The following is a 12,004-nucleotide window of genomic DNA, read 5'->3' on the forward strand; positions in this document are numbered from 1 at the left end:
ATTTTATTTCGGCTGCAAAGATAGTTATAATTATGTTATATAACAGATTATTAGTAAGTTTTTTCTCTTCTTTGTAATGAAAACATCAATTTAACAGCTATTTTTTCTGTTTTTCGAGATATTCAGCCCATATTCTGGCTGCTTCTTCTACCATTTTCGAACAAGGTCTTTTGGCATAGTACTGTTCTGTCCGGGCCTCCGGTTCGGATGAAACCGGCGCTTTCTTCTTTAAACCAAGCAGTTCGCCACAATTCAACGAACCATTTCGTTTCTTGAATTCGGCTGCAAGCTCTTGCACCAAAGCATAATTGGCAGCCTTCCCTTCACGATCGGCTCCGTCGACAGCTCCCTTCTCCAATCCGGCAAGCAGAAACATGCCACAAGCCGCTCCGCACGTTTCGCGCATGCGTCCGATACCTCCACCGAACGAAGCAGCCATACGCAGTGCCTGTTCTTCAGTAAATCCATACATATCGGCAAAAGCAGCTACTACAGACTGCGAACAATTATAACCGCTCTTAAAAAGCTCAGAGGCCCGGTTTATTCTATCTTCCAGTGTCATTTTATATCTTTTTAATTTCTTGCAAATTTATTAAAAAAGTATCTTTGCCGGCAACTAACCAATGATTTTTATGGCAACAACTTTCGATATACGACTGCCGCACTATCCGCGCGGCTTTCATCTGATCACTCATGACGTCCTCTCCCTTATCCCTGAATTACCGGAAAACGGACTGTTGGTCGTGTTCATCAAACACACCTCGGCAGGCATCACCATCAACGAGAATGCAGATCCGGACGTGCGCCATGATTTTAATACGTTTTTCAACAAACTGGTACCCGATGGGGCACCTTACTTCATCCATACCGAAGAAGGACCGGACGATATGAGCGCACACATTAAGGCGTCATTAATAGGAACATCGGTCACCATTCCCATCCGAAACCACCGGCTCAACCTCGGAACCTGGCAGGGCATTTACCTGTGTGAGTTCCGTGACGGAGGAGACAGACGCAAACTGAGTATCACCATTCTCGAATAATTCAGCCGACTTCCAATGCCATCGGACAATGGTCGGAATGAACCGCATTGTTCAAGATAACGGCCTCTTTCAATAAAGAGCGCACCGGTTCGCTTACCATACAATAATCAATTCTCCACCCCTTGTTCTTAGCGCGTGAGTTGAAACGATAACTCCACCAGGTGTACTCTTGCTTTTCGGGATAAAGCGTGCGGAAGGAGTCGATAAACCCTGCGGACAGGAAGCGAGTCATCCATTCCCGTTCTTCAGGCAAGAAACCACTGTTGGTGGCATTACGTACAGGATCATGAATATCGATGGGTTCATGACAAATATTATAATCCCCGCAAAGAATCAGATTCGGACGGGATTTTCGCAGTTCGGTCACATACTTTTGGAACGCTTCAAGCCAAACCATCTTAAAAGCCTGACGTTCATCTCCGCTCGTACCCGAAGGATGATAAACACTTACCACCGACAAGTCGCCAAAATCCGCACGGATAAAACGCCCTTCATTATCATACTCTTCGATACCCATCCCATATTCGATGTGGTCGGGCTCGATTTTGGTCAATATGGCCACTCCGCTATACCCTTTCTTCTGTGCAGAGTAAAGATATGCTTTATATCCAAGCGCCTCGAATGCCTCTGCCGGATATTGGTCGGGTTGCAATTTGGTTTCCTGCAAACAAAGCACATCGGGATTCTCTTCTGCCAACCATTCGGGCAACCCTTTATTCACCGCGGCACGAAGTCCGTTCACGTTATAAGTTATAATTTTCATCGTCTATATTTTATGAGAACAACAACATGATATTCAATACAGTCACTATCGCAGCAATGGCATAAAGCACAAACGTGCTCCATCTGCTGTTTACATAATCTCCCATCACCTTACGCGAAGAGGTCAGACCTACCTGTAAGAAAACGGTAAACGGAAGCTGGATACTCAGCACCATCTGGGAAATGATCAACCCCTTAAACGGATCACCAATAAAGAAGATCAGCAGCAACGCAATGCCCAACGATAAAATGACTCCTACCTGAGAGTGGCTGTCCTTGATGTGATAAGATTCACCAAAGATACCGGCAAAAATAGATCCGGCTGCCATCCCGCTGGTGATTGTAGACGAGATACCTGCCATAAGTAATGCCAGAGCAAAAACAATGGCTGCATTGCTACCAAGCAAGGGTTCAAGCAATGACTTTGCCTGTTGCAATTCTTCCACCTGGATACCGCTTTTAAAGAAAGTAGCGGCTGCCAGCAGAATCATAGCACTGTTGATGGCCCATCCCACAATCATGGAAAAGAGGGTATCAAACAGTTCATACTTTAATACCTTTTTTATAGATGCATCATCTTGCTTGTTATATTCGTGGCTTTGAATCACCTCCGAATGGAGGAAAAGATTATGAGGCATCACCACCGCTCCCAATACACTCATAATGATAAGCATACTTCCTTTGGGTATAGACGGTGTCACCCAACCTTCGATTGCCATAGGCCAGTCAATGTCTACCAGAAAAAGTTCATAAATGAACGACAGCCCGATCACCGATACAAAAGCGATAATAGAACGTTCGATTTTCTTATATGAATTTGTAAAAAGCATAATGGATACAAAAACAGTTGTCAGCACCGCTCCCCAGATAATGGGAATATCAAGCAGCATCTCCAGAGCGATAGCCCCTCCCAGTATTTCGGCCAGCGATGTGGAGATGGAAGCGAGTACGGCTGTACCCAGAATAGGGCGTGATACCCACTTAGGAGTATACTGTGTGGCAGCCTCCGAAAGGCAAAGTCCGGTCACAATCCCCAAGTGGGCAACATTATGCTGCAATACGATCAGCATGATGGTGGACAGCGTGACCACCCACAACAGTGAGTAACCAAATTCTGAACCTGCTGCAAAATTAGAAGCCCAGTTGCCCGGATCAATAAAACCTACAGTAACCAATAAACCGGGACCAATATATCTGAAGACGTCCAAACCTCCCAGATAGCGTTTGTGGTCTTTACTTCTCAAATCTTTAAAAATATTTTTCATAAGGATGTCATGTCTCTTGTTTTTCCTCTAATTTACAGAATGTATCTACAAAGATAGCTATTAATAACAAGCAAGAACCTTGTTCGGTTCACTTTTAACAACTATCTTTGTTCCATATTCACACATTAAAAAGATTAAGCAAATGAAAAAAATCATTCTCGGAGCTTGCGCTGTTCTTTTCACGCTGGCTTCTTGCCAACAAGCTAAACAAAAGGTTTTCGAACTGGCTTCTGAACAAGTAAACAAACAGTGCCCTATCACTGTAGATGAAATGACAAGAATGGACAGTACCACTTATTCGGGCAAAGACAATACATTTACCTATTTCTATACCCTGAGCGGACAGGCTGACGATCCTACCATGTCGGAACAATTAAAGAAATCACTTGAAGAAACGCTCCCGGAAACTATAAAGAACACTGAAGAGATGAAAGTGTACAGAGAATCAGATGTGACGATTAAATATATTTATCTGTCAGGTAAAACGCAAGAAGAGCTGATGCAGGTAACAGTTACTCCCGAGATGTATAAATAAGAAGCTGTATTCTATTTAAAAATAAGGGAGGCGATGAACTGACAGTTCATCGCCTCCCTTATTTTTAAATAGAGCCTTTAAATGGTGCAAACAGAAGCTACGTTCGTAGTTGACAAAGGCTCTGTTTACCCCGAATACAGACTTTGTTTTTTAGAAACCCATCTCGTGCAAAGCACGGCATAGTTGGTCGGGACATGAAGTAGAACGAGTCCCGCAACGGACCCCTTCAAGTCTCGTGATCACCTCTGACACAGGCATTCCCGTCACCAAACGTGAAATGCCCTGCAGGTTGCCGTTACATCCACCCCAAAAAGCAATTTCCTTCACGATGCCATTCTCAACATCCAGTTCAATGTTCGTGCTGCAAGTGCCCTTGGTTTTATAAACGTATTTCATTATTCTTCGCCTTCGTCCTCAGCAGGTTTCATGTTTGTGTACACATTCTGTACATCTTCATCTTCTTCCAGACGCTCTACCATCTTATCGATCGTGGCACGTTGTTCCGGAGTCAGGTCCTTTTCATCATTCGGAATACGGGTAAACTCAGCACCCTTCACTTCGAAACCATTCTCTTCAAGATATTTCTGAATCTGGGCAAATGACTTCGGATCACCGTAAAGTGTGATTTCATCACCATCTTCATCATATTCTTCTTCTACTCCGTAATCAATCAGTTCCAGAATCAGATCATCCATGTCCACACCTTCTTTCTTTGTGATAGTGAACATTGACTTCCAGCTGAACATAAAATCAAGGCTACCCGAAGTACCCAATGTTCCGCCAAACTTATTGAAGACACTGCGAACGTTAGCCACAGTACGGGTCGTATTGTCTGTAGCAGTTTCTACAAATACTGCAATACCAAACGGACCGTAACCTTCATAATTCATCTCTTTGTAGTCCTTTTGGTCCTTGCCCATTGCATTCTTGATAGCGCGTTCCACGTTATCCTTCGGCATGTTCTCACGTTTGGCAGTGGCAACTACTGCACGCAGATGCGGGTTGTTTTCAGGATCGGGACCACCGGCTTTTACAGCGATAGCAATTTGTTTACCGATTCTCGTAAATGTACGGGCCATGTTGCCCCATCTTTTCAGCTTGGTAGCTTTTCTATATTCGAACGCTCTTCCCATTGGTTTAAAATATTTGCCTCACCCCGCCTCCCCTATCCCGATAGAAAAAGCGAGCGTGAGTTTTATTAATTATTTAATTGTTATTTTTATGTTCCGTATTATCTGAGCTTTGCTCCCAGTTTATCTTCAAGGTTCTTCACCAGTTTCGACATGATTTTATCAATCATTTTATCGTTCAGAGTCTGACTCTCGTCCTGAAGCAGGAAGCTGACAGCATACGATTTCTTACCGGCTTCAAGATTCTTGCCTTCATAAACATCGAATAAAGAAACTTCTTTCAGAAGCTTTTTCTCCGTTTCATAAGCTATCTTCTCGATCTCGGCAAACTGTACTTTCTTATCCAGTAACAGAGCCAAGTCACGTTTTACGGCCGGGAACTTAGAGATCTCTTTATAGCTTACTTTCACTGAACGGATGGCTTTCATCAACTCTTTCCAGTTCAGGTCTGCATAATAAACTTCATTATCGATATCAAAAGCTTTCAGCAGTTTCCTGGTAATTACACCGAACGTAGCCAGTCTCTTGCCACCTTTTGTGTTCACAGTCAAGGCTGTAGAATAAATATCGTCACTCAGGTTACCCACCACCAGTGTATGCAATTCCAGTCCCAAACGTTTGAGAATATTCTCTACGTAAGCTTTCAGTTCATACACAGAACTGTTTTCATCTGCATGTGCCCAAGAGTTTGATACTATCTTACCGGTTACCCACAAGCCCAAATGGTAGTCTTCTGAATAAGGAGCCAATACCTTTTCCGGATTCTTCTTTTCTGCATCAAAGTGATAACAGTTACCGAATTCAAAGAATTTCAAGTCGGCATTCTTACGGTTTGCATTGTGAGCAATGCTTTCCAAGCCACCGAACAACAATGTCTGACGCATGCAATTCAAGTCTGCACTCAAAGGATTCAACAGCATCACCAGATTCTTGGCAGCATAAGTTTCCATATCATCGTAATAGGCTGCCCGAGTCAAAGAGTTATTCAGTATTTCGTTGAAACCGCAACCAACCAGTTGTTCGGCTACCAGATTCTGTAACTTATTCGACTTGTCACAATCTCCTTTAGTAGTCAGACTCGACTTCAAAGTCGATGGAATTTCCACATTATTGTATCCGTAGATACGCAGGATATCTTCGATTACATCACAATCACGCTGTACATCTACCCGATAAGGAGGTACTGCCAATGTCAGTCCTTCGGCTGTCTCGTTCATGATTTTCATTTCAAGACTGGCAACAATGCTCTTAATCGTCTCTACCGGAATCACTTTACCAATCAGGCTGTGTACCTTTTCGTAAGTCAACTCGACAATAAAATCCTGCGCAGGAGCAGCACAGATATCTTTAATCTCCGAAGAAATGGTACCTCCGGCGAGTTCTTTCACCATCATAGCTGCCAGTTTCAGACAGTAGATAGTGATATTCGGATCAATACCTCTTTCGAAACGGAAAGAAGCATCTGTATTCAGACCATGGCGACGGGCAGTCTTACGTACCCATGTCGGATGAAAATAAGCACTTTCGATAAACACATCCGTTGTGGCCTCTGTAGAACCGGAATCAAGACCTCCGAAAACACCTGCAATACACATGGCGTCTTCTTTGTTGCAAATCATCAGGTCACGTTCATTCAGCTTACGTTCTACTCCGTCCAGTGTAACAAACGGTGTACCCTCCGGCATTGTTTTCACAATCACTTCGCCACCTTTTATTTTGTCCGCATCAAAGCAGTGAAGCGGCTGCCCGAAAGCATGAACAATGTAGTTAGTAATATCCACTACATTATTAATAGGCCGCAATCCGATGATACGCAACTTATTCTGCAACCATTCCGGGCTCTCTTTTACTGTAACGCCCTTCACAGTAACGCCTGCATAACGAGGACATGCTTCACTGTTTTCCACAGTTACCTTGATATCCAGATCATGATTTTCGACAGCAAAAGCATCGACAGACGGCTTGGTTAATACAGCTTGTTTACCATTCTGTATCAGATAAGCATACAAGTCACGCGCCACTCCATAGTGTGAACAAGCATCCGCACGGTTCGGAGTAATATCTACTTCAAGTACATAGTCGCTCTTTACATTATAATAATCTTTGGCAAGTGTTCCCGGCACTGCGTCTTCCGGCAATACAATGATGCCGTCATGTGATGTTCCGATACCAATTTCGTCCTCAGCACAAATCATACCAATAGACTCTACACCACGAATCTTCGACTTCTTGATCGTAAAACATTCGTCACCATCATAAAGCTTCGTGCCCAGAGTGGCAACAACTACTTTTTGTCCGGCAGCGACATTAGGTGCTCCGCACACAATCTGAGTAGGTTCGCCGTTACCCAAATTTACGGTTGTGATGTGTAAATGGTCTGAATTCGGATGTTCAACGCAAGTCAGCACTTCGCCAATCACGAGGCCTTCCAGTCCGCCTTTAATCGTTTGAACTTCTTCCACTCCACCTGTTTCCAGTCCGATAGAAGTCAGCGCAGCCGCCACTTCATCGGGCGTCAGATCGAAATTGACATACTCTTTCAGCCAATTATAAGAGATATTCATATCATTAAGTTTTTTATGTTTTCAAAAGTGACCCGCAAAGTTAATAAGATTTTTTGGTTGACAGGGAATGAATGCTTATAAAAAAACTCCCGGTCACCTTTAAAAAAGGATGGCCGGGAGGCTTTTTTCATCAGACTTGCCACCGAAGCATCATTCTGTCATCTGATGCAGGTGGAAATATTTCTTCATAAACAAGACATACACTACACTTAATACGATGATTGCTCCCATCAAATAGCAATAACCATTGCCGGGAATTAACAGATAGCCAACTATAATTACAGCTTGTGACATCATATAAATCAATGAAACCACCACATGTGGAATTTTCAATTCATTTGCCATCAACTGGTATAGATGCTTGCGATGCGGCAAACCAATATTTTCATGTAACATAAGCCGATGGATAATAGTCAGTACACTGTCTATTCCATACACCGCAAGCAAAACGATCCAGCTAAAATCCCCTGTCCGGATTATTAATTTGCCTATCAAAAAAAGAACAACGAAAGCAATACTGACCGATCCGACATCTCCGGCAAAGCATTTTGCTTTCTTGCGAAAATTGAAAAAATTAAATACCAATACCGCACAAAGCATAGTGTATATAAGATACCCTTCCACAAAATGAACCATTTGCATATTGACAAAGGCTAAAGCAAGTAATACAATTAAAGAATAACCTCCTGTTATGCCATTAATCCCGTCCATAAAGTTATAAGCATTAATAATTCCCGTACAAACAATCAGGGCAACAAAGACCGTCCACCAAGGCAAACTGAACAATCCCCATTGATAGAACATTAAAGCCATTGCCGTAAAATGAAAGACTAAACGCAATCCTTGTGAGGTAGAACGGATATCATCCACAAAACTGATAAAAGTAATCAAGGTCAAGGCCAATATGAACCAGGGATATTCGAAATGGTTTGTCAGAAAATAAACCAACGCCCCCAAATAAAAGATAATTCCCCCACCCCGCAGCGTGATCCGGGTGTGCGAACTACGCTCGTTAGGTTTATCGATAATGTTACATTTATCAGCGATACGAAAATAAAGAAGTTCTACTAAGAATAGCAGAACTAAAATCATCAAATAATACATAAATTATTCATTCTTGTCTATTAAATGAAACCAAAACTGAAGCCCTAAAAAGACTAAAGCTGCCAATCCCATCAAAAGCCCTATTATCGAAAGAAGAATATTCACCACACTTTCTTCTATCCTATTCTATTCTATTCGAAAATTCTCTAAAACATTCATAGGTTTCCATCCAAGTTCTCGTACTGCCTTTTCATTACTAAAGGTCAAAGAGCTTGTGATTTTGCGAAGTTTCAAAGAATTAATCGGAGCTTTTGCTCCCAGACAGTCGCCCATTACAGCCATACTTTTAGCCAACCAATAAGGAATAGATATTGGTGTTTTTTTATTCAATTGCTTACATATCACCATCTCCAACTCACGAAAACTCGGCTGGTAACTGTCACAAACATTATATATTCCACCCTTTTCTATTAACATAGGAAGAAGATTTGCAATATCCTGAACCATCAGAACACTCTTTCTTGCTTTTCCTCCTGCAATACTCAGATACTTATTAGTTTTAATCCCATGAATCATCGCTCCTAAATTTCCCGGAGGATTAGGTCCGGCAATCAATGAAGGACGGAGTATACTTAACTTTACATTATACATAGCACACCATCCTTCCAGGTATTTCTCAGCCTTAATCTTACTCAAAGCATAAGGAGTAGTTCCATTTAAAGGATGCTCTTCCGTGATATTCTCACCCGAATCACAACCATAAACAGCAACGGTACTAATAAAAATGAAAGCTTTAGGAATACCACTTTGTTCCAAAGCGGTACACAAATTCTTAGTACCTTGTAAATTTACATCAAAAAAGGCCTGTTTCTCCTCTTCTGTTTTAGGAGTAGAATGCGCTTTACCTGCAGCATGCAGCACAATATCAAATACCTCTGTAAAGACAGGAATATTCCGAGCTATATCTATCTTATAATCATCTTGGGGAGTAAGTCCAACCGTTTTGATTACATACGTCTTTTCCAAAAGCTGATAGATGTTTCTTCCCAAAAATCCGGAGGCACCGGTAAATAAGAGTTTCATTAATCTTTAATCAAATAACTGATAATATTTATCTAATATAATTTCCTTTGCAAACACTGTATCAGCCACACATCTGGCATTACTCCGGAAAGAGGATAATTGGTCACGAGATTCATAAACCGACTCAAACATATCTTTCAATGCAGATGGGTTATTTGGTTCTACAATCCAACCCAGGTTAAATTCTTTGATACACAAAGCAATTTCCGAATCCGCTTCTCCCACCATTAAGATAGGTTTTCCGGCTGCCATAATATTGTAAGATTTTGAAGGTACCCCAAGACCATACATACCGTCACTCAAAGTTACAATAGACACATCACAAGCGTTTAAAAAATCATTCTGCATAGAACGGGGTTGAAATCCTGACAATGTTACGTTATTCCTAACAGAGGCAAATTTCTTGATTGTTTCATACTTGGCTCCTCCACCAATGAATACAAAATGAAGATTGGGATTTTCAACTAAGGAAATGGCGCTCAATATATTATCTAATCCTTGGGCATGCCCCAAATTACCGGCAAATTGAAAAATAAACTTATCCCGACAAGCTAATTCGGCATACATACATGTCTCCTTTTTGTCTAAAGGAAAAACCTCCTTATTATCCGCCCAATTAGATATTAAGGCTATTTTCATGTCTTTATGGACCTTAGAACGAATCACCCGGGCCATATCCCGACCAATAGAAATACAAACATCTGCTTGAGAATACGCTCGATCAAAGAAAAATTTCAAGCTATGATACAGCCGGGAAGAAGAGTTCATCTTACCGATAGCAACCAAATTTTCCGGAAAAATATCATGAACAAGCAGGTAATACTGAATCTTTTTAATCCGTTTTATCCAAGGAACAAATAACAAAAGAAAAGCGGGATTAGTAACGACGAGCAATTTATCGCCTCGCTTCACATTTTTCAAAATCTTAAACCAAAGTCGGATACTCGAGTTCAATAACCGGAATGTTCGCTTTGCAAAATTGTTTTTATCGATATTCCCACTTAATACACGATGAATGATGACACCATTATGTTTCTCTAATTTAAGTGATTTATATTCGTCTGTTTCATTATATCTGGCATCCGTACAGATCACATGGACCTCCATTCCACTCTTCGCCAAATACTCAGCTATTTCTGTCATATAATACCCTGTAGAAGTAACAATCGGATAATAATACTCAGAAGCAATCCAAATTCTCTTCATTATGAAAGTATTTAATAAAATGAATACAATGATTCATTTTCCTGCATCCAATCATATTGTTCCCGAAGCATCTCTTCATATCCGGGTACAACATAACTAAATCTTGCGGACTTTGCGATCGACTTGTCTATTCCATTTCCATCAAATGGCAGGATCTCAACATCTTGTTTGTGCCATATACGGGAAAACAGATGTAACAAATCATATTTACTTATACCAAGGCCATTACTCAGTTGTATCAAACCGGTTACTCCCTGATCGATGGACACATCAATGGCTTTCGCCAATTCCAGAGTGGTCACACCTCCCCAAATAGCAGTCTGGAAACCATTCACACAACCATGCTGATGCATAAACCAATGAAACAAGCCTTCGCCATTCTCCTTCAATTCAGGACCTATGATAGAAGTACGGATTGTCAGATCTTTGTCATTGATTATCTCACCGAGTGCTTTGCTACGACCATAAACATCGTCAGCATCCCGGAAATCAGTTTCTGAATAGTTGCCTTTTTTACCGGAGAAAACACAATCCGTACTGATATGAATCAACTTTACTCCCACTTCATCCGACAGTTTCTTGAGCAAATGGGGGAACCATGCATTTATCAGAATAGCATTGTCCGGATGTTCTCTGGAACCTCTTATCAATACGCCAATACAATTCAGGATAAAATCGGGACGGACTTCACGAACGAGCCGACTGACAGCATCCCCATCCGTCACATCCACAACGATACTATCATCAGTCAATTGGGTACGATAAACTACATTCACAAGATCGTATTTCCCCGTACATTGCAGATAATAATAAGCCATATGCCCGGCCATACCTGTGGCGCCGAACAACAGAATCTTCTTTTTAACCATAAAAAATGAAAAACAGGAACTAGATTTCTTTATGCCAAACCGTACGGTTGATATAATCTGTATAGGAAAGAATGATACGGACTACTTTTTTAGATACATTATCCGAAGCATAATCAGGAATAGAGTGAATTACGTCTGCACCTTCTGCATACTGGGAAGTTACAATTTCGATAGACTCCAGAATACGGTCACTATTCAATCCGGTCATGATCAGCGTCCCTGCATCCATACCTTCAGGTCGCTCGTGTGCCTGACGGATAGTTATAGCCGGAAAATGAAGAATAGAAGATTCCTCCGTGATCGTACCACTGTCAGAAATAACACAAAAAGCATTCTGTTGAAGTTTGATATACTCCATGAAGCCAAAAGGTTTCATAAACTCAATCATCGGATTGGAATTAATAAAGCCTATAGATTCCAACTTTTTGCGGGTACGGGGATGAGTGGAAACAATCACCTTTTTATGATACCTGTCCACAATGGCGTTCAGAGAAGAAAGCAGA

Annotated in this window: 13 protein-coding genes; 2 read left to right on the forward strand and 11 right to left on the reverse strand. The window is 41.5% G+C overall.

From position 1 onward, the window contains the following. Positions 1-97 precede the first annotated feature (97 nt). Complete coding sequence (locus tag ISX59_RS02925) at positions 98-562, reverse strand: C-GCAxxG-C-C family protein (RefSeq protein WP_005806471.1); 465 nt, start codon at positions 560-562, stop codon at positions 98-100. A 70-nt stretch (positions 563-632) separates the two neighbouring features. On the opposite strand from ISX59_RS02925, the gene ISX59_RS02930 reads away from it, so the two are divergent. Beyond that, on the forward strand, positions 633-1,043 hold the full coding sequence (locus tag ISX59_RS02930) for a secondary thiamine-phosphate synthase enzyme YjbQ (protein ID WP_005806473.1): 411 nt from the start codon (positions 633-635) through the stop codon (positions 1,041-1,043). Between the two features lies 1 nt (position 1,044). On the opposite strand, the gene ISX59_RS02935 is transcribed toward ISX59_RS02930, so the two are convergent. Together ISX59_RS02935 and ISX59_RS02940 are read right to left on the reverse strand one after the other, a co-directional pair. Then, on the reverse strand, positions 1,045-1,806 hold the full coding sequence (locus ISX59_RS02935) for an exodeoxyribonuclease III (protein ID WP_005778108.1): 762 nt from the start codon (positions 1,804-1,806) through the stop codon (positions 1,045-1,047). A gap of 10 nt (positions 1,807-1,816) precedes the next feature. Then, the gene (locus ISX59_RS02940; protein ID WP_005806476.1) at positions 1,817-3,070 is read right to left on the reverse strand and encodes an Nramp family divalent metal transporter; all 1,254 of its coding nucleotides are present in this window, start codon (positions 3,068-3,070) and stop codon (positions 1,817-1,819) included. Between the two features lie 142 nt (positions 3,071-3,212). Between ISX59_RS02940 and ISX59_RS02945 the strand changes: the two genes are divergently transcribed. Beyond that, on the forward strand, positions 3,213-3,605 hold the full coding sequence (locus ISX59_RS02945) for a hypothetical protein (protein WP_005778111.1): 393 nt from the start codon (positions 3,213-3,215) through the stop codon (positions 3,603-3,605). A gap of 150 nt (positions 3,606-3,755) precedes the next feature. Here ISX59_RS02945 and ISX59_RS02950 read toward each other — a convergent pair whose 3' ends face one another. The 8 genes from ISX59_RS02950 to ISX59_RS02985 form a co-directional block, all read right to left on the reverse strand. After that, positions 3,756-4,001: a TIGR03905 family TSCPD domain-containing protein gene (locus ISX59_RS02950; protein ID WP_005778113.1), complete on the reverse strand. Its 246-nt coding sequence runs from the start codon at positions 3,999-4,001 to the stop codon at positions 3,756-3,758. After that, positions 4,001-4,738: a YebC/PmpR family DNA-binding transcriptional regulator gene (locus tag ISX59_RS02955; protein WP_005778114.1), complete on the reverse strand. Its 738-nt coding sequence runs from the start codon at positions 4,736-4,738 to the stop codon at positions 4,001-4,003. Before ISX59_RS02955 ends, ISX59_RS02950 begins: the two co-directional genes overlap by 1 nt. 98 nt (positions 4,739-4,836) lie before the next feature. Continuing rightward, positions 4,837-7,299, reverse strand: coding sequence for a phenylalanine--tRNA ligase subunit beta (gene pheT / locus ISX59_RS02960; protein WP_220575649.1), 2,463 nt, complete (start codon positions 7,297-7,299; stop codon positions 4,837-4,839). Positions 7,300-7,449: 150 nt separating this feature from the next. Continuing rightward, positions 7,450-8,403, reverse strand: coding sequence for a glycosyltransferase family 4 protein (locus ISX59_RS02965; protein ID WP_220575650.1), 954 nt, complete (start codon positions 8,401-8,403; stop codon positions 7,450-7,452). Between the two features lie 126 nt (positions 8,404-8,529). Beyond that, the gene (locus ISX59_RS02970) at positions 8,530-9,426 is read right to left on the reverse strand and encodes an NAD(P)-dependent oxidoreductase (RefSeq protein ID WP_220575651.1); all 897 of its coding nucleotides are present in this window, start codon (positions 9,424-9,426) and stop codon (positions 8,530-8,532) included. 6 nt (positions 9,427-9,432) lie between these two features. Next, a complete protein-coding gene (locus ISX59_RS02975) occupies positions 9,433-10,632 on the reverse strand; it encodes a glycosyltransferase family 4 protein (protein ID WP_032540021.1) in 1,200 nt (399 codons plus the stop codon). An 11-nt stretch (positions 10,633-10,643) separates the two neighbouring features. Then, the gene (locus ISX59_RS02980) at positions 10,644-11,501 is read right to left on the reverse strand and encodes an SDR family oxidoreductase (RefSeq protein ID WP_220575652.1); all 858 of its coding nucleotides are present in this window, start codon (positions 11,499-11,501) and stop codon (positions 10,644-10,646) included. Between the two features lie 19 nt (positions 11,502-11,520). Then, positions 11,521-12,004, reverse strand: a 484-nt coding sequence (locus ISX59_RS02985; protein ID WP_220575653.1) for a UDP-N-acetylglucosamine 2-epimerase, incomplete at its 5' end; no start/stop codon positions are given.

Source organism: Bacteroides sp. FSHCM14E1, from assembly GCF_019633785.1.
Lineage (GTDB): Bacteria > Bacteroidota > Bacteroidia > Bacteroidales > Bacteroidaceae > Bacteroides > Bacteroides hominis.